Source organism: Streptomyces sp. NPDC046805, assembly GCF_040645355.1.
Lineage (GTDB): Bacteria > Actinomycetota > Actinomycetes > Streptomycetales > Streptomycetaceae > Streptomyces.
The window spans coordinates 16,317-36,663 of sequence record NZ_JBEYYC010000033.1 but is presented as its reverse complement, the minus strand read 5'-3'; the positions used below and the strand labels follow the sequence as shown (position 1 = coordinate 36,663).

The 20,347-nt window shown below is 67.9% G+C and carries 18 protein-coding genes and 2 pseudogenes; 3 read left to right on the top strand and 17 right to left on the bottom strand.

Annotation, left to right across the window (positions count from 1 at the left end; all coding sequences use genetic code 11):
- Nucleotides 1–295: 295 nt before the first annotated feature.
- The 9 genes from ABZ910_RS29440 to ABZ910_RS29400 all read right to left on the bottom strand — a co-directional run bounded on the left by ABZ910_RS29440 (nucleotide 296) and on the right by ABZ910_RS29400 (nucleotide 10,103).
- Nucleotides 296–1,237 (bottom strand): pyridoxamine 5'-phosphate oxidase family protein, encoded by a 942-nt coding sequence (locus ABZ910_RS29440; protein WP_361370681.1) that lies wholly within the window; start codon nucleotides 1,235–1,237, stop codon nucleotides 296–298.
- A 99-nt stretch (nucleotides 1,238–1,336) separates the two neighbouring features.
- Entirely contained in the window at nucleotides 1,337–2,290 is a 954-nt protein-coding gene (locus ABZ910_RS29435; protein WP_361370678.1) for an ABC transporter substrate-binding protein, read from the bottom strand.
- Nucleotides 2,287–3,144: an ABC transporter permease subunit gene (locus ABZ910_RS29430; protein ID WP_361370675.1), complete on the bottom strand. Its 858-nt coding sequence runs from the start codon at nucleotides 3,142–3,144 to the stop codon at nucleotides 2,287–2,289. Before ABZ910_RS29430 ends, ABZ910_RS29435 begins: the two co-directional genes overlap by 4 nt.
- Complete coding sequence (locus ABZ910_RS29425) at nucleotides 3,141–3,791, bottom strand: ABC transporter permease subunit (RefSeq protein WP_361370672.1); 651 nt, start codon at nucleotides 3,789–3,791, stop codon at nucleotides 3,141–3,143. Before ABZ910_RS29425 ends, ABZ910_RS29430 begins: the two co-directional genes overlap by 4 nt.
- Nucleotides 3,788–4,933, bottom strand: coding sequence for an ATP-binding cassette domain-containing protein (locus ABZ910_RS29420; RefSeq protein WP_361370669.1), 1,146 nt, complete (start codon nucleotides 4,931–4,933; stop codon nucleotides 3,788–3,790). Before ABZ910_RS29420 ends, ABZ910_RS29425 begins: the two co-directional genes overlap by 4 nt.
- A 448-nt stretch (nucleotides 4,934–5,381) precedes the next feature.
- A complete protein-coding gene (locus ABZ910_RS29415; RefSeq protein ID WP_361370666.1) occupies nucleotides 5,382–6,242 on the bottom strand; it encodes a DUF427 domain-containing protein in 861 nt (286 codons plus the stop codon).
- Between the two features lie 79 nt (nucleotides 6,243–6,321).
- Nucleotides 6,322–6,750, bottom strand: a complete 429-nt coding sequence (locus ABZ910_RS29410) for an ATP-binding protein (RefSeq protein ID WP_361370663.1) — start codon at nucleotides 6,748–6,750, stop codon at nucleotides 6,322–6,324.
- Nucleotides 6,751–6,822: 72 nt separating this feature from the next.
- On the bottom strand, nucleotides 6,823–7,692 hold the full coding sequence (locus tag ABZ910_RS29405; protein WP_361370661.1) for an alpha/beta hydrolase: 870 nt from the start codon (nucleotides 7,690–7,692) through the stop codon (nucleotides 6,823–6,825).
- Between the two features lie 221 nt (nucleotides 7,693–7,913).
- The gene (locus ABZ910_RS29400) at nucleotides 7,914–10,103 is read right to left on the bottom strand and encodes a Na+/H+ antiporter NhaA (RefSeq protein WP_361370658.1); all 2,190 of its coding nucleotides are present in this window, start codon (nucleotides 10,101–10,103) and stop codon (nucleotides 7,914–7,916) included.
- Nucleotides 10,104–10,250: 147 nt separating this feature from the next.
- On the opposite strand from ABZ910_RS29400, the gene ABZ910_RS29395 reads away from it, so the two are divergent.
- The gene (locus ABZ910_RS29395; RefSeq protein ID WP_361370655.1) at nucleotides 10,251–10,766 is read left to right on the top strand and encodes a CGNR zinc finger domain-containing protein; all 516 of its coding nucleotides are present in this window, start codon (nucleotides 10,251–10,253) and stop codon (nucleotides 10,764–10,766) included.
- A 30-nt stretch (nucleotides 10,767–10,796) separates the two neighbouring features.
- On the opposite strand, the gene ABZ910_RS29390 is transcribed toward ABZ910_RS29395, so the two are convergent.
- The 3 genes and pseudogenes from ABZ910_RS29390 to ABZ910_RS29380 form a co-directional block, all read right to left on the bottom strand.
- Nucleotides 10,797–11,471: a LysR family transcriptional regulator substrate-binding protein gene (locus ABZ910_RS29390; protein WP_361370652.1), complete on the bottom strand. Its 675-nt coding sequence runs from the start codon at nucleotides 11,469–11,471 to the stop codon at nucleotides 10,797–10,799.
- 124 nt (nucleotides 11,472–11,595) lie between these two features.
- Nucleotides 11,596–11,643, bottom strand: a pseudogene (locus ABZ910_RS29385) (hypothetical protein); the annotation flags it as partial.
- Nucleotides 11,644–11,840: 197 nt separating this feature from the next.
- On the bottom strand, nucleotides 11,841–12,272 hold the full coding sequence (locus ABZ910_RS29380; RefSeq protein WP_361370650.1) for a VOC family protein: 432 nt from the start codon (nucleotides 12,270–12,272) through the stop codon (nucleotides 11,841–11,843).
- A 258-nt stretch (nucleotides 12,273–12,530) separates the two neighbouring features.
- Here ABZ910_RS29380 and ABZ910_RS29375 point away from each other — a divergent pair, with 258 nt between their 5' ends.
- A complete protein-coding gene (locus ABZ910_RS29375) occupies nucleotides 12,531–14,294 on the top strand; it encodes an MOSC and FAD-binding oxidoreductase domain-containing protein (protein WP_361370648.1) in 1,764 nt (587 codons plus the stop codon).
- On the opposite strand, the pseudogene ABZ910_RS29370 reads toward ABZ910_RS29375, so the two are convergent.
- From ABZ910_RS29370 to ABZ910_RS29355, 4 genes and pseudogenes are all read right to left on the bottom strand, one after another.
- Nucleotides 14,291–14,473: pseudogene (locus ABZ910_RS29370) on the bottom strand (integrase core domain-containing protein); the annotation flags it as partial. The gene ABZ910_RS29375 and the pseudogene ABZ910_RS29370 sit on opposite strands and share 4 nt — an antisense overlap.
- Before the next feature lie 287 nt (nucleotides 14,474–14,760).
- Nucleotides 14,761–15,708 (bottom strand): zinc-binding dehydrogenase, encoded by a 948-nt coding sequence (locus tag ABZ910_RS29365; protein ID WP_361370645.1) that lies wholly within the window; start codon nucleotides 15,706–15,708, stop codon nucleotides 14,761–14,763.
- A 306-nt stretch (nucleotides 15,709–16,014) separates the two neighbouring features.
- Nucleotides 16,015–17,343: an amidohydrolase family protein gene (locus ABZ910_RS29360; protein ID WP_361370642.1), complete on the bottom strand. Its 1,329-nt coding sequence runs from the start codon at nucleotides 17,341–17,343 to the stop codon at nucleotides 16,015–16,017.
- 604 nt (nucleotides 17,344–17,947) lie between these two features.
- Nucleotides 17,948–18,790, bottom strand: coding sequence for an isocitrate lyase/PEP mutase family protein (locus ABZ910_RS29355; protein WP_361370639.1), 843 nt, complete (start codon nucleotides 18,788–18,790; stop codon nucleotides 17,948–17,950).
- Nucleotides 18,791–18,969: 179 nt separating this feature from the next.
- Between ABZ910_RS29355 and ABZ910_RS29350 the strand changes: the two genes are divergently transcribed.
- On the top strand, nucleotides 18,970–19,614 hold the full coding sequence (locus tag ABZ910_RS29350) for a TetR/AcrR family transcriptional regulator (RefSeq protein WP_361370636.1): 645 nt from the start codon (nucleotides 18,970–18,972) through the stop codon (nucleotides 19,612–19,614).
- A gap of 166 nt (nucleotides 19,615–19,780) precedes the next feature.
- On the opposite strand, the gene ABZ910_RS29345 is transcribed toward ABZ910_RS29350, so the two are convergent.
- Nucleotides 19,781–20,335: a VOC family protein gene (locus tag ABZ910_RS29345; protein WP_361370633.1), complete on the bottom strand. Its 555-nt coding sequence runs from the start codon at nucleotides 20,333–20,335 to the stop codon at nucleotides 19,781–19,783.
- Nucleotides 20,336–20,347 lie beyond the last annotated feature (12 nt).

The window sequence follows — 20,347 nt, the reverse complement described above, 5'->3', positions numbered from 1 at the left end:
GAGCCGACGGTCGCGCCGGGACGAGGGTCTCCAAAGACACTCACCAGCACTCACCGCAGTTCATATCCGGCGCCATCACAACCGCGTGGCCCCTGTACACCTGGGTGTCCGTGCGGAACCCGCCGGTGCATCGACAACATCTTCAACACATCGCTCGGCGCCGAGGACGCCGCCGCCAACCACCAGCGGACGTACGACCTCCCGCACGACCTCGTCAGTTATCGCAACCCTCCGGCGTTGTCCTGGGCGAGTTACCCGCGCCGGCCTTGCCGGTTGCAACGGCGGCTCGGACCGGTCAGGCCTCCGGGGACTTTATGACGGCGGGATTGTGCGGCGAGAAGCTGAGCAGGTCACCGCGCAGAGGGATCTGCCCGCCGCGGATCCGGCGGGGCGTGAACCGGACGCGTCGGCCGGTGCCTCCCTCGTCCTGGCAGGTGGAGGTGTCGAGCCACTCGACCTTCGCCTCGCCCGAGAGCTGCAGGGTGCGGCCCGTGGTGAAGTCGATGAACAACAGTGCCGTGGCCGGGTCGACGGTAATGTTACCCAGGCTGTTGAAGAGGTTGTTCCCCGCGTAGTCGGGCCACCAGATCTCTCCGTCATCGACCCTGACGAATCCCGGCTGGCCGCCCTTGTGCGACGCATCAGCACCTCGCGTGGGATGGGTCGTGCCGAGGAAGAAGGTGTCGGCGTTGCTGATCAGCTCGATGTCTGCGTCCCCGAGCGCTCCTGTGTCAGGGTTGCTCTGCACCTGCCGGTGCCCGGGGTTGGCCGTGCACGCGGACATCCGCGCCGTCGTCAGGTGGCGCTGCTGGATGTACGAAGGACAGTTCCCGAAGGCCTGATCGGCATGGACGGTCAGCAAGTCGGCCGAGCGGCTGGTCAGTTTCCCGTTGACACGGATCCTACGGCGGATGCCGAAATCGATCGCGAGCAGTCCGATGTGCTGAGGGACAGGCACACTGTGCAACGGGTCGTCTGTGGCGGGCGCAGCGTGCACCGTCAGGGTGGTGCCGCCGGCGACCAGGAAACCGGGCTCTGCGGAAATGGGCGAGATCCACCGTGCACCGTGATGGTCCCGTGCGGTGAGAACCGCGAACGAGCGCCCCGCCAGCACGGTGCTCAACCCCCCGGTGAGATGCGGAGGCTGAAGCATGCCCTGAAGCCGGTCAGCCTCGTCGACGACGCCGGCCAGGCGCTGGATGATGCGCTCACCCTGGTGGAAACCTTCAGTATTCATGGGGCGTTCCTGTCAGTCGCCGCTGTCACAAGGAAGTAGGGGGTTGTGGCCGGCCATGGGAGCCCGCCTGTGGACGGCCGGCCTCGATGACGGTCGGATCTACGCCAACCCGTGGGCGGACAGCCATTTTTGGGCGACGCTGTCCGGGTCGGCGCCGCCGGCCACCTGCGCGTCGAGCTCGCTCAGTGCGGTGGTGGTGAGCCTGGCCGAGACGGCGTTGCAGGCATCGGCCATGGGCTGGGTCAGGACATCGCGCTTGAACAGCGGCACGATGTTCTGAGCGGCGAAAAGGTGGTGCGGGTCCTTGAGGGACAGGAAGCCGTAGCGGGGGATGGCCGGGTCGGTGGAGAAGATGTCCGCGGCGTCGACGGTGCCGTTGCGCAGTGCCGTCTGGGTGATCGTTCCGGTCGGTGCGAGCGCAACGAACTGCTTGAAGGTGACGCCGTACACCTTCTTCAGGCCCGGTACGCCGTAGGGGACGGTCAAAAGGGGCTGGGGGGCTCCGAGTCTGAGCCGGCCTGCGACGCGCTGCAGGTCCTCGATGCTGCTGAGGTGGTACTTGTCGGCGGTGGCCTTGGTGACGGTGATGGTGTCGGCGTCCTGAGCGGGTGCGTAGTCGGTGACCGCGAGTCCCTGCGGCTGAGCGCTGCGCCGCAGCTGGGCGTAGATGTCCTGCGGGCTGGTGGCCTTCTGCCGGGGGGAAAGGTAGTTGAGGATGGCTCCGGTGTATTCGGGGATCGCGCCGATGGAGCCCTCCTTGAGGGCGCTCATGTAGGCGGCCCGCTCGCCGATGTTGGCGTGGATCTGCACGGCGACTCCGCGGGCCTTCATCGCGTCGGCGTAGAGGTGGGCCAGCAGCTCGGACTCGGGGAAGGCGGCCGATCCCACGGTGACCTTCCCGGGGGCAGCCGGGAGGGAATGTTCCCCCGCCTGGGAGGCGCCGCTGGTGGCCTGAGGCGGGGCGCTGGTCCGGGAGGAGGAGCCGGGGGCGCCGCATGCGCCGGCGGCGAGGGCCGTGGCCGCGATGAGTACTGCGGGCAGGATGCGTCTCATGTGAGTTCCTTCGACGGGGTGGGGTTGCTGGTGTGCGGGGTGGGGATACGCCCTCGGGCGCGGTGCGGCCGGGTGCGCGGTGTCGGTTGAGCGCCGGTGGGGGCGAGTCCGGGTGAGGTGGCCTTGCGCTGTGCCAGTGCGAGGAGGGCGTCGGCGGCGATGGCGAGAACGGCGACGGTGATGCCGGCGGCGAGCATGGCCGGGTAGCCGTAGCGGGGGTCTGCGAGGTCTTGCTGACCGTCGACGATCAGCCGTCCCAGTCCGCCGACGAGCGGCGCGTAGGCGGCGACAGTGAGGGTGGCGATGACCTGGAGGGTGGCGCTGCGGACGCCGGAGATGATCAGCGGCGCCCCGGCGGGCAGCTCGACCTTGAGCACGACCTGCAGGGGGGTCATGCCGCAGCCGCGGGCGGCGTCGCGGACGACGGGGTCGAGTGCCTGGATGCCGGCGTAGGTGCTGGTGAGGATCTGCGGTATGGCCAGCAGGACCAGCACCATGGCCGCGGGGATGAAGTAGGGGACGCTGCCGGGTGCGAGGGTGCCGGGCACGCCGCCCTGGATGTGGATGTGCGGGGACACGACCACGACCAGGAGGATGAGCAGTCCCAGGGCCGGTATGGCCCGCAGTGCGTTGGCCAGCCCGGCCACCAGGAAGGTGCCGCGGCCTGTGTGGCCGATCATGAGGCCTGCGGGGATGGCGATCAGGGCAGCCACGGTGACCACGATGACGGTGTAGATGACGTGCTGGCGGGCATCGGCCGCCAGTCCGCCGGGGCCCCACCAGTTCAGGGGGTCGTTGAACCAGATCAGGACGCGGCTCGGGCTGGGCAGGCCGTTGTCGAGGGCGAGGTTCATCGGGTCACCGCCCGCCAGGGGGTCAGCAGCCGGAGGGCGGCCACGATGGCCAGATCGAACAGGAGGGCGATGGCGGTGAAGGATATGAGGCCCAGCACGATGGGCGGGAGCGATCCCGTGTTGTTGCCGGCGAGGAAGAGCTGTCCGAGCTGAGCGGTTCCGATCACGGAGGCAACCGAGATGAGGCTGACGTTGGAGACGGCTGCGACCCTGAGCCCGGCGCCGATGACGGGCAGCGCCAGCGGCAGTTGGACGGACAGCAGGCGCTGCCCGGTGGTGTGGCCCATGGCGGTGGCCGTCGACAGCATCGGCGCGGGTACGGAGTCCAGTCCGTCCAGGACGCTGCGCACCAGGAGAGTGAAGGTGTAGAGGGTCAGGGCGCTCACCACGTTGAGGGGGGAGAGGATCTTCGTTCCCAGGATCTCGGGGATCACGAGGAACATGACCAGGGAGGGGATCGTGTACAGAACGCCCAGTCCCGAGGTCACCAGGGTGCGCACGGCTGGGTGGCGGTAAGCGAGCCATCCGCAGGGCAGTGCGAGGGTCAGGCCGATCGCGACGGGAAGCGTGGCCAGCCACCCAGTGGTCTGGGCCCACCCGAGGATCTGGTCCTGATGGGCGGTGAAGTAGGTCCGGATCTGGTTCATGGTCGTGCCTTGGGTCCGTCCGTGCCGGCTGCGGCGGCCGGTGGGAGTTCGGCTGCGTGCAAGCGGGCAGCCCGGGTTTCGATGCGGGCCAGGACCTCGGTGGCGGTGATGGTTCCGGCCAGCTGCCCGTTGTCGTGGACGATCGCTCCGCGGCCGCTGGGTGAGGACAGGGCCGCGTCCAGGGCCTCGCGCAACGTGCCGTGGGCGGTGGCGAGCGTGCCGCCCAGGTTGAGGAGTTCCGCGGTGACGGTCCCGCTGGCCTGGCAGCCTTTCAGAGCTGCTGTTGCCAGCCATCCTTGGGGGGCATCGAGGTGGTCGAGGACCAGGACCCAGCCGTCCGTGGCCCGTTCGCGGGCCAGGGTGAGGCAATCGCCGATGTGGACGGTTTCCTCATGGGCCAGCGGGAGGGGGCCGGCGTCGGCGAAAGCCAGCGCACGGTAGCCGCGGTCGCGGCCGAGGAACGAGGCGACGAAGGGGTTCTTGGGCCTCGACAGCAGGTCGGCGGGGGCGCCGACCTGGGCGAGTGTTCCGCCGGCTGCCAGGACGGCGATCTTGTCTCCCAGTTTGATCGCCTCGTCGATGTCGTGGGTGACGAAGATGACCGTCTTGCCGAGATCGTGCTGCAGGCGCAGGAACTCGTTCTGCAGTTGGTCGCGGATCACCGGATCGAGGGCGCTGAAGGGTTCGTCCATGAGCATCACCGGCGGGTCGGCGGCCAGGGCCCGGGCCACGCCGACACGCTGCTGCTGACCGCCGGACAGCTGGCTGGGATAGCGGTCGGCGAGGTTGGCCTCAAGCCCGACCAGCTCGAGCAACTCGGCGGCACGGGCGCGGGCTTGGCGGCGAGTGTGGCCGGTGAGAACGGGCACGGTGGCGATGTTGTCCAGGACGGTCTTGTGGGGGAACAGGCCTGCCTGCTGGATGACGTAGCCGATGCCGCGGCGCAGTTCGTGCGGGGGGATGGCAGCGGTGTCGCGGCCCCCCAGCCATACCCGCCCGGAGGTGGGCTCCACCATGCGGTTGACCATGCGCAGCGAGGTGGTCTTGCCGCAGCCGGAAGGGCCGACCAGCGCGGTTATCTCACCCGAAGCCGCCTGCAGGGATAGTTCTTGGTCACCGAATCGAACCGGATCATCGTGCATCTCCTCGCGGCCGGGCCGCGTCGCGGGAACGGTATGAGGGTGGGGGCGTGGTGGTGCCGGACTGTGGCGTGTCAGCGGGGGCGGGGCAGGCCGGTGTGCTCGCCGCTCGTGGTCGGGTGATGGGTCGGACGAGGGGCTGTCCGCCGTCGGCGGTCAGGCAGACGGATACCGCGCGCGGTGTTGGCCGTGGACGGCCCGGCTCGGCCCCGCCCTGCTCCCCGAGTGCGTCCAACGTCGTCGGCGAGGTCGCCCCTGGCGAGGAAGGGGGCCGGTCTGCCGTAGCTCTGCGCAGGGCGGCCCGGTCACTAATAGACAGGGGCCTTGACGCTGCACGGCTTTGACATGCGACTTTTGCTGCGCGAGGCAAGGTTCCTCGCATGCCATGACGTCAGGCGCCGTGGCGCGAGGCGCTGTGGCTGCGAGCTCGGCGTATGAGTGGTGCTGGGGATCAGCGCGCCTTGACCTCGTCGACGTCGAGACCGCGGTCGATGCCGTGGGAGATGACCTTCTGCCCGGGCTCGAGTTCGAGGCGCTTGCCGTCGAGGTAGACCTCGACCTGGTCGGGCTCGAAGGACACCATGTCGTTGATCCGTCCGACCTCGGTGTAGGCGTTGCCGTAGGACCAGGCGGCGCGGTGGGCGTCGCCGATGTCGTAGTAGTCGCACAGGCCCTTGTAGGGGCAGAAGGTCTGTCCTTCGACGGGGCGCAACTGGGTCTCGTCGATGTCGGCGCGCGGGACGTACCAGCGCGGGGCGAAGCCGGATTCGTAGAGCACGGCGGGGTGTTCGGAGCGGGCGATCACGCTGTCGCCGAGGCGGACTTCCAAGGTGCGGGAGGTGTTGCGGATGTCGATGCGGTGATACGGGTCCGCGGCGTGTCCCAGGATGCGTTCGTCCTCCTCGTAGAAGGCGTCCATCGCCCGCCACGCGAAGGCGATACGGCCCTGGAGTTCGGTGGCGTGACCGGGCAGAGCGGTGAATTCCCAGGCGGCGCGTTCGGCGGTTCGCTCACCCGCGCGCACGCCGTACCAGGCGGTGTCTCCGAGATCCTTGTGCTGAGTGGTCTTTCCGCTCGCGACCAGAACATGCTCGTCGACGTCCTCACGTGGGAAGTAGGCGACCGGGTAGCGGCCCGGCTCGTGTATCAGGATGACGTTCTCGCTGTCGGCGATCCACGTGTCGTTGAACTTCACGCGCATGCGGCGGCGGAGCCGCTCGGCGAACAGCAGACGCTCGGGCAGGGGTTGGGGGGTGAGGAAGCGTCCGATCGCGCCGGCGGAGAGAGGGCCTTGCTGCCAGGACAGTCCCATGATGAGTTCCCTTCCGGGTGCGGGGTGCGGCGTGGAGCCTGCGCCTCGAGGGGTGTGGGTGGGTGGTGGTCGGCGCCGGTCAAGGCGTGCAGGAGCAGCGGGAGACGGCTGCTTCGGGCCGGCGGAAGCAGATCCAGACGACCTTGCCGTCGTGGTCGGCGTCGTCGGTCTGCACTCCCCAGTCGTCGCAGAGCTCCCGGACGATGTGTATGCCTCGCCCTTCTTCAGCGCTCATGGAGAGGGCCGGGGTGCGGACGACGGCGCGGCGGGCGCTGTCGTGGACCTCGAGGTGGAGGCAGTGGGGGTGGCTGATGAGCCGGACCAGGTAGTCACGGCCATCGAGGCTCCCGTGTTGGACGGCGTTGCCGGCCAGTTCCGACAGGCAGGCTCGGATGTCGTCTCGGCGTCCGCACCCTCCCCAGGAGTCAAGGGCCTGCATCGCGAAGGCGCGGGCGCTGCGCACGGTCTGAGGGCTGGAGCTGAAGGCCCGCTGGGCAACGTGTGGCATGACGGATCCTTTGCCGGCTGCGGCAGGAGGGGCTGGTGGGCCGTCGCCGCAGCCGCCTCGGCCCTAAGCGCGTCAGTCGAGGACGCGGCCGAGGAAATCGCGGATGTGCTCGGTGATGGTCTCGAGGTGACTCTCCAGGGCGAAGTGCCCGGACTCGAGCAGGTGGATCTCGGCATTGGGCAGGTCCTGGCCGAACGCCTCCGCGCCCGCGGGGCCGAAGATCTCGTCATTGGCGCCCCAGACCGCCAGCAGCGGGACCTGGGAGTCGCGGAAGTACTGGTGGACCGGCGGGTAGAGGTCCACGTTGGTGGGGTAGTCGCGGAAGAGCTTGAGCTGGATCTCGTCGTTGCCGGGCCGGTCCAGCAGCGCCTGGTCGTGGACCCAGTTGTCGGGGCTGACCAGGCTGGGGTCGGCGACACCGTTCACGTACTGCCATCGGGTGATCTCGGGGGTCAGGGCGCCGCGCATGGGCGCCTCGGTGTCCGTACCCGGGGCCTTGGCGTAGGCGAAGACGCCGTCCCAGAAAGGCTTGACGAAGCCCTCGTCGTAGGCGTTGCCGTTCTGGGTGATGATCGCGGTGATGCGGTCCGGGGCCTGGAGGGCGAGCCGCCAGCCGATGGGGGCGCCGTAGTCCTGCACGTACATCGCGAACCGGTCGATGCCCAGCTGCTGGAGCAGGCCGGAGGTGACCTCGGTGAGGGCGTCGAAGGTGTAGGGGAAGTCCTGCACGGCGGGCATCGCGGACTGACCGAAGCCGATGTGGTCGGGGGCGATGACGTGGTAACGGTCGGCGAGCGCCGGGATCAGGTTCCGGAACATGTGCGAGCTGGTCGGGAAGCCGTGCAGGAGGAGAACGACGGGCGCCTTCGGGTCTCCGGCCTCCCGGTAGAAGACCTCGAGTCCGTTGACGGTGGCGGTGCGGTGGTGAACTACGGGAGCCATCTCTCTAACCTCTCTACTGACGCTTACCGGTTACATACCCAGTCGAGCACACGCACTCTAACCTGTCAAGTTATTTTTATCGGTTAGATTGAGAAGGCGCACCCGGACAGGCGCTCATGGCCGGCCATGAAACTGAATCCACAGGTGGGGTCAGGGCATGACCTAGATCCAGCCTCCGCCCGTGGACGGCCAGGAGCCAGCGCAGCCCGCCGTGAGCACGCTCAGACGACCGACGTCGAACTGTCGATCTCGTGCAACACCGGGATCATGTCCGACGGCCTTCTTGGACAGGCGTGACCGACAGGCCTGACGTGTCCGGGCGTCGGCCTGGTGCCACCTGCTGCGGCTGTGCGTTCGAGGCCGTACGGGCGCAAGAGACGGTGCGGCCCTTGAGCCCGGTGACGATGCACCACCAGGCGCAGGACGCAGAACTGCTCCTTGGGCAGCGGCAGCAGGCGGGAGCGCTCGGATGCTGCACGCGCGGCATCAAGGGCCTGCATGAGTGCGTCGGCATCGTGGGCGCCGTGGTGGCGCTGGCCGTTGAAGAAAAACGTGGGCGTGCCGGAGACCCCGTTGCGGTCGGCGGAGATGATGTCACGCTCGACCCGGTCCGCGTGGGTGCGGCGGCGCAGGTCCCGGTGGAACCGGCGCACGTCCAGGCCGAGGTCGGCGGAGTAACCGAGCAGGTCGCTCATCTCCAGCCGGTCCTGACGCTGCAGCAGCAGGGTGTGCATGCGCCAGAAGGCCCCCTGGGCCGCTGCGGCCTCCGCAGCCTCGGCCGCAAGACGCGCGTGCGGGTGGACATCGCTCAGCGGCAGGTGGCGCCACACGTAGCGCACGTCGGGACGCGAGAGCAGCAGATCGCGCGTGATCGGATCCGCCTCACCGCAGTAGGGGCATTCGTAGTCGCCGTACTCCACGACGGTGACCACAGCGTCCTCGGGCCCTCGGACGTGGTCGTGAGCGGGGTCGATGCCGCCGACCAGATCAAGCAGCGGCGGCGTGGAGCCGAGCAGGGCACGGTTACGAGCGGCCTGCGGCAGCAGAGCGGTGGTGCGGTAGACGGCCCAGCTCAGCAGAGCGGAGGCGGCGGCCGCGACCAGGATGCCGATCTTGGCCTCCTCAAGGAGCCTGCCGGAGAAGGCAAGGTTCGCGATCAGCAGGGAGACGGTGAAGCCGATGCCCGCGATGGTGCCGCTGCCGGCGACGGCGGCCCAGCCGACGGGCGGCCGCAACTGGCCGCGGCTCAGACGCGCAACAGCCCACGAGGTGACGACGATGGAGATCGGCTTTCCGACGACGTAGGCGAGGAAGACGCCGAGGGTGACGGGAGAGCCGCCGGCCCCCTTCAGCAGGCCGGCGTTCATGGCGATGCCACCGTTGGCCAGGGCGAAGAGGGGGACGACCCCGTACGCCGTCCACGCGTGGTAGCGGTGCTGCAGCCGCGCGTTGTCCGACAGGGCGGAGACCAGGCCCACAGCGGCGGAGTGGGCGCGGTGCGGGCTGGGCTGCTCACGGAACAGCCGGACCAGACCGGTGGCGCGTTCCAGGTCGATGCGCAAGGGGGCGTAGGCGGAGGTGACCAGGCCGATCGCCAGGCCCGCGACTACCGGGTCGACGCCGCTGCCCATGAGACCAGCCCACATGGTGGTGCCCAGTGCAACGACGAGGCCGCCCCGGCGGCGCACGGGCAGGGTGCGGCCGGCGAGGATGGCCGCGAAGGAAGCACCGGCAATGGCGAGGGGGACCGGCCGGATGTCGTGACTGTAGAAGGTGGCGATCACAAGGAGCGCGACCAGGTCGTCGACGACGAACAGGGTGAGCAGGAAGGTGCGGATCCTGCCCGGCAGGCGCCGGGACATGACGCTGAAGACGCCGAGCGCCAGGGCGCTGTCGGTGGACATGGCGACCCCCCAGCCATGGGCACTGGGGCCGGTGTGGTTGACCGCAAGGTAGATCGCCACCGGAATGGCCATCGCCATCATCCCGGCACCGACGGGCAGGAGAAGGCGGCGACGTTCCCGCAGCTCCCCCAGATCGAGTTCGGTGCGGGCCTCCAGACCGACCAGCAGAAAGAAGAAGGTCATCAGTCCGCTGTTGATCCAGGTACGCAGATCCAGACCCAGCCGAATGCCGCCCAGGCCGACGCTCAGCTGCGCCTCCCATGCCGCCCGGTACAAGGCCGGGAACCCGTTGGACCAGGTCAGGGCGGCCAGCAGAGCGGCCAGCAGGACTACGGCGCCGCCCGACTCACCGGCCAGCAGGGCCTTGACACGGTCGGCGGCCCGCCTCGTGCGTGAGACTGGAGGGCTTGCCGCCGTGACGACCTCCTGGTCAAAGGCCGTCACCATACGCAGTCGCTCGCGCTGTTGCATTGCGGGGACGTCGGCGATGCCCTGGCACGCGGTCACGGTCCTGTCCTTCCTGTCGCGGCGGCTGGCCGCCCGGGGGGGGTACATTTCAACCGACGAAGACCAACCATCTAAATAAATTTCTCTGGTTAGAGTGACTCTCCTTCGTGTAACCTGTCAAGCGAAGTGAATCGGTTAGGAGGTGGCATGGTGAGCGATCGAGAACGGCAGGACGCACTGCTGGAACTCCTCAACAGCGCGCCGGTGGTCAACGGCGCCGTCCAGGACCAGCTGGCAGATCCGGAAGCGGCCGGTTCGTGGCAGCAGGCCCACGGCGGCAGCGGCACCGCACAGGAGCAGGAGCACCTCGTGCAGGCCCGTGATGCCCTGCAGGAGGTGGTCCGCGGGAGCCGGCCGGCCACCTCGCTGGTCCCGCTCCTGAAGGACGTCACTTCCCACCCCCGCCTCTCCCCCGCGGGCGTGTCCTGGGACCTGGACGCCCCCACGGATCGCCGATTGGCGGTGGAAGCGGTGCTGACCTGGGGTGCGCTGCAGGAGACGATGCCCGGCAGACTGCGCCCCTGCGCCAACCCCGAGTGCCGGCGGTTCCTCCTGGACCGCAGCAAGAGCAACAAGGGCCGCTGGTGCTCGATGGCCCTGTGCGGCAACCGCATGAAGGCCAGGCGTCACTACCAGCGCACCCGCGAAGGAGCCGCCGAGTAGCTCCTGAGCCCCCAGAGCAGGTGGCGGGGCTCAGCCTCGAGCAGCAGGACCTTCCCCCGACCGGTCCCTGGCTGCGGTATCGACCGTGGGCAGTCCCCGCCGCCGCAGGTCAGCGATAAATCTGCGCACCAGCGCATCAGAAGGAACCATGGTGATCGCGAGAATGTCGCGGTGCACCCGCGGTTCCAGACGCCGCACCACGGCCGAGGGCCGCCCCGCCAGTGCGGACACCGGCACAATGGTCACCCCCATGCCCGCCCCCGCCAACTGGGCAGCGGTACGGGGGCTGCGTGTGCGCAGCACGACGGTCAGGGAGGTCTGCCGAGCCGCGACGAACTGGTCGATCCACACCCCCATCCCGTTCTCCGGGTCGTAGTGCACGAACGGCACCCTCGCGAGATCCGGCACCGGTATGGATTCCCGGTCCGCGAAAGGGTGGCCGGGCGAGGTGACGACCACCATCTCCTCGCGGCCCAGCGCCTCCATGTGAGCGGAGGTGGCCGTCGGCTCGGGCCCCGCGACCAGGTCCGCGCCATCGGCCATCAGGTGCTCGACCATGCGGTCCGCGCTGGTGAACTCCAACAGGTCCAGCCGGACATCGGGCCAGCGCGTCCGCCACCGCCGTAGCACCGAAACGAGCAGCCAGGCCGTCATCGTCTCCGCACACGCGATCCGCAGGCGCCCCCCCGAGCCCTTCCCCGACACGCCGTCCCGCCTGGACCGCACGCGATGCGGCCGCCAGGGCCACACGCGCCTCTTCGGCGACGGCCCGGCCCGCCGCCGTGACCCGGACGCCCCGGGCGAGCCGCTCCACCACCGGAGTGCCCAGCTCCCTCTCCAGCGCCGTGATCTGGTGCGACAGCGCCGGCTGCGACATGTGCAGTACTGCCGCGGCCTTCGTCACCGATCCTTCGTCGACCAGCGCCACAGGCACTCCAGCGACCGCAATGTGGCCATGCGTCATCCTCATCATCACGCGAGCGCGCCCGGCCGCGTCGCCGGACCAGAATGCGTGGGCAGCGGCCCCGGAACATCGGAAAGCGAACAGAAAGCCCGGTACCGCGGGCGCCCACCTCAGGCGGAACGAAAACCGCGTTCCTGCAACGTCCACACGTTGCCGTCGGGGTCGGTGAACTCCGCAAAGCTGGCATAGTCCCGCCGCTCCGGGTCGATGCCGGGCTCGAAGCCTCCCTCCCACGTCTCGACCGGCGCCTTGTGGCGGATCTCCCCCACGTCGACGCCGCGTCCCGCCAGCTCTGCGCACGCAGCCTGGAGATCGGCAACCACCAGGTACAGGCCCTTCACCGAACCAGGCCGCGCATCGGTGATGCCCACCCCGATCTGCACTGAGCAGGCGGAGCCGGGAGGCGTCAGCTGCACGACCCGGAAATCAGGCCTGGGCCCGTAGTCCACGTCGAGGTGGAAACCTAGCCGCTCTTGATAGAAGGACAATGAACGGTCGACATCACTCACGGGCAGGATGACGACCTCGAGCTGGTACTCCATGTGATCATTCTGGTCAGCGCGGCGCCGCCCCGCCACCCGCGCAATCATGCGTGATCTGAATGATCAGACACGGAAAAACGAATGACCAGTCCAGATCCCCCCGCCCTCGAGCATTCGGAAAATCTCGGCCGATGCCTCAAAGGGCTCATGATCGATGAATAGCGGGCGGCGCAGACCGAGAACTAGGATCGGGCCAAGTGCACACTTCACAGGGCCATGAGGGGCTGCCCCGGCCGGCCACCCCGCAGGAGGTCCGCAATGGCGACGCTGCTGTCCGTCAACGTAGGGATGCCCAAGGACGTCACCTGGCAGGGAAGGACCGTCCGTACCGGAGTGTGGAAGTCCTCTGTGCACGGGCCCCGGATGGTGCGGCAGCTGAACATCGACGGCGACGGCCAAGGCGACCTGGCCGGGCACGGCGGTGAGATGCGCGCCGTCCTCGTCTACCAGCTGCAGTCCTACCAGTACTGGGAAGAGCAGCTCGGTCGCGACGACCTGACCTTCGGGATCTTCGGGGAGAACTTCACCGTCGACGGCCTGCCGGACAGCGAGGTGTGCATCGGCGACCGTTACCGCATCGGCGAGGCCGAATTCGAGGTCACCCAGCCCCGCGTCACCTGCTACCGCGTCGGCATGCGCCTGGGCGAACCCACCATGGCCTCCCTCCTGGTCTCGCACCACCGCCCCGGCTTCTACCTGCGCGTCATCACCGAGGGGCACGTCCAGGCCGGCGACGAGATCACTCTCACCCGCAAGGGCCCCGAACAACTCAGCGTCGCCGACACCGACGCGCTGCTCTACCTTCCCCACCGCGACCCCGAAAAGCTGCGCAAAGCACTCAACATCTCCGCCCTCAGCCCCGGATGGCAGCAGTCCTTCCGTGAACTCGCCGCCGCTCAGCAGCCCGCTCAGGAACCGGGATGGCCAGGCGAACGTGCCAGCGCCCAGCAGCCCAGGGAGGCATCGGGGTGGCCGGGCTTCAAGACCATGCGCGTCGCCCGCATCGTCCCCGAGACCCCTACCGTGTCCTCGATCTACCTCGATACGATCGACGGCACGCCCCTGCCGCAGGCCCGCCCGGGCCAGTACCTCTCCATCCGCCTGGATGTCGGCGCAGCCGCTCCCGCTGTGCGCAGCTATTCCCTGTCCTCCGCGCCCACATCCGACGCCTATCGCATCAGCGTCAAGCACGAGCCCCACGGCCAGGTGAGCCACTACCTCCACACCAGCCTCCACCCCGGGGACCTCGTGGGCGTCGCAAGCCCCCGCGGTGCCTTCGTACTCAAAGAGAGCGCCGACCCTGTCATCCTCGTCTCCGCGGGGATCGGTGCCACCCCTGTGCTGGCCATGCTCCACCAACTCGCCGCCGTCCAAGACCCACACCCTGTCTGGTGGATCCACACCGCCCACGACCGCGCCCACCATCCCTTCGCCGACGAGGCCCACACCCTTCTGGCGCAACTCCCCCACGCTCACGAGTACGTCTACTACACAGCCGAAGCCCCGCATCCTGACGAGCCCCACATCACACAGGGCCGCCCCACCGCCGCCTCTCTCGTTGCCATGGGCATCCCCACCCACGCCGACGCCTACCTCTGCGGGCCACCCGCCTTCATGAACGATTTCAGCGGCTACCTGCGCGACCACGGCCTCGAGTCCGGCCGCATCCACACCGAAGCGTTCAGCGCCCTTCCCGCCATCAACCCCGGCGTCACGGCCACGGCCGTGGTCCGGCCGCACCAACCACCCGGCCCCGTCGGCGCGGGCCCACTCATCACCTTTGCCCGCAGCGGCATCACTACTCCCTGGTCACCCGCCCAGGCCTCCTCCCTCCTCGATCTCGCCGAAGCGTGCGACATCCCCACCCGATGGTCCTGCCGCACAGGCGTATGCCACACCTGCATCACCCACCTCGTCGCAGGCGACATCACCTACACCACCCAACCCCTCGAACCCCCAGAGCCCGGCACCATCCTCATCTGCTGCAGCGAGCCCACCACCGAAGTCGTCCTCGACCTCTAGCCGTATTGACCTGAAGCGTTGTTCACACGGCTGATCGGTGGGTGGCCGCCGAATGCGGTGTGGCAGCGGTGGTGGTTATGGGTGTGCAGGAAGTCTGCCAGGGCAGCAGTGCGTTCGTCGTTACGGGTGTAGGGCCGCAAGTAGGCCCACTCGTCGAGCAGGGTGCGGTTGAAGCGCAGGTCGGCAAGCGCCTGCCGCATGAACGGCCAGCCGGGCATTACGGTGGGACACGAAGACCTCCGCGCGGTGCAGTCCTAGACAGCTCCACCACACCGGAGGTCTTCGCCATGATCAAGCCCCACGACTGTCAACAACGCTCATGATCAATACAGAGGTGACAGCAGGTCAGATGGGGCTCACATGAGGAGCCCTGACGATGCATTTCATCCATCTGCCGTACACCGAGGGCTCACCGAACGCCGCGGCCTCAGCCCGTAGAACGGCTGCAGGGCAGACACCAAGCCCATCAGTCGCCGATGCGGGCGACAACTTTGCCGAGCAACCGGCCAGCGGCCATGTCTTGCAGGCTTTGGCCGATCTCGTTGAAGCCGACGACCGTAGCGGGGATGTCGAAGCGGCCGGCTGACATCAGGTCAAGAACGTCAACGATGTCCTGTTTGGTGCCGCCCCACGATCCGACGAAGTGCACCCGCTGGGAGACGAACAGCATCGACGGGATCGTGAACTGTGCGGCGCCGAGCCCGACCAGTACGACGCGGCCGCCGAACTTGATGGACTGGACCGCGCCAAGGATGGTTTCCTGCATACCAGCGAAGTCGAATATCACATCCAACTCGAGGGCCTTGAGGTCGTTGACGTCGGTGAACACCTCCTTGACACCGAGGGACAGCGCCTGCGCGTGGACGTTGTCGTTGATCTCGGCCGCGTAGACCTCGCCGCCGGCCAGCACGGCCAGCCACGCGCCGGCCATGCCGATACCGCCGAGGCCAATGATGCCCACGCGGGTGCCGCGAGTGACTTTGCCGGAGGCGTGCACGGCGTGGTACGCCGTCATGCCGGCATCGCTGGCCACGGCTGCCTGCTCGAAGCTCACCCCGTCCGGGATCCTGATCAGGCCAGCAGCAGGGATGAGGGTCTTGTCGGCGTATCCGCCGTCGCGCTCCACGCCGGGATACGGGTGGGCTTGGATCGGGTAGGCGGTGACCCGGTCACCGATCGAAAAGCCGGTGACGCCGGCACCGACGGCTGATATGACGCCGGCATTTTCGTGGCCGAGCACGATCGGCAGATGGTCCAAGGTTTCGGTGATAGTACCGTTCCAGAACCCAACGTCCGAGTGACACATTCCTGCCGCACGCAAGTCCAATCGGACTTCGCCGCGATCCGGCTCGGGCACCGGAGACTCAACTCGTACCAGAGGCTTGTTGACCTCGATGAACCGCCAGGCTCGCATAGATATCGATCCCTCTCGTTGATACGGCAGCCAGCGTCCGCTGCGAGGCCGGGGCCCCTCTCCGCAAAATCTGCGATACCTATCTGCGGACGCCTTACTACCGAGGTGCTGTAATCCGAGGATTTATTTTTGATTGACTTCGAGTCAATTATTTAGTCGGGAAATCCGTCCGGAGCGACCGCAGCTCTCACTCATTGACGTTCTCTCCTGGAGACCTGCCCACCGCGGCGCCGGAGTGTGATCGAAGCGCCCAAATCCGCCAAATTAAAGACTCTCGAGGAAATAGGGGCCCCTACGCCGGCCGCTTCACGCTTGCCCCGCACCGGTCCAACGAGCTCGCAGCCTCGCACGGTCGATCGCGTGGCCCGCCAGATACACCGCGTGGATTTTGAGCGTGTTGGCGATATCGTCCAGCGGATTCGCGTCGAGCACGAGCAGGTCGGCTCGCTTCCCGGCTTCCAGCGTGCCGCGGTCGACCAGACCGAGCACTTCGGCGGGAGTCTGCGTGGCCGCCTGGATGGCCTGCTGCGCCGATAGTCCCGCCTGGACCATGGCATGGACCTCACGGTGCTCGGCGATGCCGAAGAATTGCGCGAGCAGCCCGGTGTCGGCAGAGAGCACGATGCGGATGCCGTTGGCGGCGTAGCGGCGCAGGCCTTCCTCCTGCAGGGGGTAGAACTCCTCAAACCAGGCATGCGTGCTGGCTGGGAAGGAGTCGATCTCGGCGCGTATTGCGGCGCGTGCGGACTTGGTCACTGTCTCGGCGAGCTCCGGGCTGTCCAGCCAGGCAAGCTCCTTGAGCATGATGGCCTTCTGACCGCCCATCGAGGTGAAGGCGAAGACGTTCTTCTCCTTCATCATCGCGATCAGCTCGTCGTCGGGCCCTGGGTCGCGGACCATGTGCGCAAGGCCGTCCACTCCCGCGCGCACGACACTCTTGGCGTCCTCGAGCCCGAAGATGTGCGCGATGGTGATATGCCCCAGCTGGTGCGCCTTCTCGATGATCGCGCCGTACACATCGGGGGCCAGCTTGCTTTTCGTTCCCGTTCGGTCGTCGACCCAGAACTTCACCGTGTCGGGCTTCTTCGCAGAGATTGCCCGAACGGCGGCGCGCGCCTGTTCGGGTGTACTTACCTCATGGACGACGTCGGTTGCGAAGTAGGGGCCGCCGTTCGTGGAGCCGGGCGTCGGCGCCACGAGCCCGCTGCCCGCGGTCAGAAGGAGGGCGAGAGCGTGTTCGGTCAGTACGCCTGCCCTCTGTTCGTTGCGGATGGTGATCTCGGTATCGTCGCGGTCGGTGCCGAGCGACTGGAAGACGGACACGCCGTAGTAGGCAAGCCGCCTTAGGTGGTCGAGGACGTTCTCCCGGGAGTAGTTCTCCTTGGATGTGACGCCGTCCCGGAGATAACCGATGTGCCCGTGCGGATTGATGAGCGTTGGCATGACTGTCTTGCCAGTCAGGTCCACGGCTTCGGCGGACGCGGGAACATCGATCGAGGCGGCCGGTCCGACCGCAGTGATGCGCCCGGCACTGACCAGGATCGCAGCGTTCTCGATCGTGGTACTGCCATCGCCGACCAGGACGCGAGCGCCTTGGAAGACGACAGTGCCGGAGTTGCGGGAGGAAGTAGGCATGGCAAACCCTTATTCATTGGTCGGGGCGGCGAGCGGGGCAGGTACGCGCTCGGGCCCCCTTCGCTGATGGTGTTGCAGGAGGTTCTTGGCCTGCGGGTTGTGGTGCGGGCGGACGGGGGCGCAGTAGCTACCGCAGTTGGGTATGCGCGACGTCTCGCGTCCACGATCGTCTTGAGGTCGGGGGCTACCTGGAAGTGCTCCTCCCCCTCTGAGCACCCCGCCCCGAAGAGCAGGTGCAAGCGAGCCGGCCCGGGATGTCCGACGGTGCGCCGGCCGTGACGACCGCACGCCAAGCCACGGCCCATGAGCCGCTCCTGACCGTCCAGTTGGCATCGGGGGTCGTCTGGCAGTCGAGCTGGAGACCCAGGCCTGCCCGGGCCACGGCGACGTCGGAGGATTCCGGTGTGACGCGTGGGCAAGCCGTAGCCCTTCGCCATGCTGCGAGCCGCGGCCGGCGTCAACGGTCTCGGGGATCGTGCCGAGAACGGCGTCGACGAGCCGGACCGAGCGGTCGGCCAACGGCGCTACAGCGCGGATCGCCCGCCCATGCCGCCGCCCTGGGGAGGCCTCACGAAGTTGAAGCCACTCCACCCGTGACCGACGGTCAGTCGAGCAGCCCGTAGGTCTTCGCGGCCTCGCGGGCAGGCTCGATGCCGAGAAATACATCGAAGTCCTGCCACTGCGGGAGCTGTTCTTCGAGACTCGTGGTCGACTCCTCGCGGGCGAGGACTTCCAGCGCGTGACGCATGCCCTGCGCGGCCGCAAGGTGGGAGAGCGCGTAGTACATGACCACGGCGGCACCCTGCGCCGCGTGGTCCGCAGCGCTGTGCCCGGGGAGATCGCCGCTGAAGACCGGTACACGGGCCTCCGCCTTGAGCCGGGCGTGGTTGTCGCTGTCGAGTTCACCGGCGACGAACAAGCCGTCGGCGCCTGCTTCCTGGTAGGCGAGAACGCGGTCCACTGCCGCAGCCGGGCCCTCGCCGGCGGCTGCGTCGGTACGGCCGATGATCATGAAGTCGTCGCTGGCTCGGGCGTCGACCGCTGCCTTGATCTTGTCGGCAGCCTGTTCCACAGGCAGTACGCGGGGGCTCGCGGTGATGTGCTTGCCGAAAACGTGGTCCTCGATGTGAGTGGCCGCCGCCCCGGCGCGCTCCAGTGTCTGGACGGCGCGGGCAACGTGCAGCGGGTTGCCCCAGCCGCCCTCGCCGTCCACGATGAGCGGCACCCCGACAGCGGGAGCGAGGCGACGTACCTGGTCCGCCATGTCCTCGAGCCCGATGTGTCCGATGTCGGGCACGCCGTACTTCGTCGCCCCCGTGGCATAGCTACCGATGTAGGCCGCCTTGAAACCCAGCTCCCGGACGAGGAGGGCGGAAATCCCGTCGTAGACGATGGGGGCGATGAGGGGATGATTTTCCTTGATCAGCTGCTTGAGTGTGCGTGTCACTGCGGTGTCCTTTCACTGTGTCTCTCCGGAGGGGCTCGCTGCAGGCGCAGTCCGGAGAGTTGGGGGTGACACCCCCAAATGGAACGATCTTCGTCGTGGGTTCCTGTGCTGGCCGCCGGACCCAGTGCCGGCACCCGGTGGCGTCCGGCCTCACGGACACCGTCCGATAAAATCGACAGGTGACCTCTCATCCGGCGCCCCGGGCCCCTCGCGCTCCCTCCAAGCGGGAACTGATCCTCGCCGCGGCGACGCACGCCTTCGCTACCCAGCCGTACGACGAGGTCAACGTCAACGAGATCGCCCGGAGTGCGGATGTCGCCCACGGGCTGGTCTTCTACTACTTCGGCGACAAGCGCGGCCTCTACATCGAGGTGATCAGCAACCTGCTGGTGGAACTCGACCGCTTCGTTGCCGCGCAACCGCACGAGCGCAGCGGAGAACAGATCATCAGAGGCGCGCTGGCCCGGTACCTGGAGTTCATCGCCAAGTACCCGGTGACCATGCTGGCCCTGCTGCGAACGGGGCTGCACGAGCCTGATCTGCGGGCCGTGTATTCCGACGCCCGCGAGGTAGGCCTCGCCCTGATCCTCTCCGGGCTCAACCTCGACTGCGATACGGCCGCCCCCCGGCTGCGGATGGCGCTGCGCGGTTGGATGGGCTACACCGACGCGATGGCAGCCGACTGGCTGGCCAACGACCAGGACCTCCCGATAGACGAGTGTGTCGACCTGTCTTTCGACGCACTCGTCTCCGCTTTGCACAGTGCAGAGGGACACAGTCCCGAACCGAGGGGGACGGCCCTCCATTTCGCTGCTGCACCGTAGATACTGCGGTGCTTCCAGCGCGGTTGCGGGAGCGGTGGCCATCCGCCGGGGCGTCGGGTGCCCCGGCGGGCGGGCGGTCACCCACTGAAGGTGCCGCGGCTTGGTGCCGGGCGGTCGATGCGCAGCAGGGCTACGCCTTGTGCTCGGGACGTCAGCTGCGGGGAGTTCAGTCCTCGCTCTTGGCAGCGAGCGTCGCGAAGCGGGACTCCTCGGCGGCCGCCTGCCCTTCCGCGGACACCTCCATCAACTTGAAGGGGGCCGTGAAGCGGTACTGGAGCGTGCGGTCGTCCTCGTTGAAGGCCCGGGCGTAGGTGCAGTACTCCAGCGGAAGGCCGTTGACCGGGTCGAAGAAGTAGATCGACTTGCACCAGTCGTGGTCGACGACCTGGGTGACCTTGACGCCCTTGGCGACTAGGTCCTCGCGGATCTTCTCGAGGTTCTCGAGTGTCTCGGCGTCGAACGCGAGGTGGTAGAAGGCGTTGGGGACGCCGAGTCCCTCGTTGATACCGGTGTCCCAGTCGGGGATCTGGGGGACCTCGGTGGGCTCCAGGAAGGAGAGCAGCTCACCCTTTCCGGTCTCGAGGAAGAGGTGCCGCATCTGGCCGCCCTCGGTGAAGCCGAACGCGTCGTTTCGGACGGTGGTGAACCCCAGGACGTCCTCATAGAAGGCCTTGGTGCCCTCCATGTCCTTCGTGGCGAGGCCAACGTGGTGGAAAGCCATGACGCTGTTCCT

What these genes read in the sequence shown, in the direction of transcription:
- ABZ910_RS29440 (WP_361370681.1), bottom strand. Translation starts at nt 1,237, where the DNA reads ATGAATACTGAAGGTTTCCACCAGGGTGAGCGCATCATCCAGCGCCTG.
- ABZ910_RS29435 (WP_361370678.1), bottom strand. Translation starts at nt 2,290, where the DNA reads ATGAGACGCATCCTGCCCGCAGTACTCATCGCGGCCACGGCCCTCGCC.
- ABZ910_RS29430 (WP_361370675.1), bottom strand. Translation starts at nt 3,144, where the DNA reads ATGAACCTCGCCCTCGACAACGGCCTGCCCAGCCCGAGCCGCGTCCTG.
- ABZ910_RS29425 (WP_361370672.1), bottom strand. Translation starts at nt 3,791, where the DNA reads ATGAACCAGATCCGGACCTACTTCACCGCCCATCAGGACCAGATCCTC.
- ABZ910_RS29420 (WP_361370669.1), bottom strand. Translation starts at nt 4,933, where the DNA reads ATGCACGATGATCCGGTTCGATTCGGTGACCAAGAACTATCCCTGCAG.
- ABZ910_RS29415 (WP_361370666.1), bottom strand. Translation starts at nt 6,242, where the DNA reads ATGGGACTGTCCTGGCAGCAAGGCCCTCTCTCCGCCGGCGCGATCGGA.
- ABZ910_RS29410 (WP_361370663.1), bottom strand. Translation starts at nt 6,750, where the DNA reads ATGCCACACGTTGCCCAGCGGGCCTTCAGCTCCAGCCCTCAGACCGTG.
- ABZ910_RS29405 (WP_361370661.1), bottom strand. Translation starts at nt 7,692, where the DNA reads ATGGCTCCCGTAGTTCACCACCGCACCGCCACCGTCAACGGACTCGAG.
- ABZ910_RS29395 (WP_361370655.1), top strand. Translation starts at nt 10,251, where the DNA reads ATGGTGAGCGATCGAGAACGGCAGGACGCACTGCTGGAACTCCTCAAC.
- ABZ910_RS29380 (WP_361370650.1), bottom strand. Translation starts at nt 12,272, where the DNA reads ATGGAGTACCAGCTCGAGGTCGTCATCCTGCCCGTGAGTGATGTCGAC.
- ABZ910_RS29375 (WP_361370648.1), top strand. Translation starts at nt 12,531, where the DNA reads ATGGCGACGCTGCTGTCCGTCAACGTAGGGATGCCCAAGGACGTCACC.
- ABZ910_RS29365 (WP_361370645.1), bottom strand. Translation starts at nt 15,708, where the DNA reads ATGCGAGCCTGGCGGTTCATCGAGGTCAACAAGCCTCTGGTACGAGTT.
- ABZ910_RS29360 (WP_361370642.1), bottom strand. Translation starts at nt 17,343, where the DNA reads ATGCCTACTTCCTCCCGCAACTCCGGCACTGTCGTCTTCCAAGGCGCT.
- ABZ910_RS29345 (WP_361370633.1), bottom strand. Translation starts at nt 20,335, where the DNA reads ATGGCTTTCCACCACGTTGGCCTCGCCACGAAGGACATGGAGGGCACC.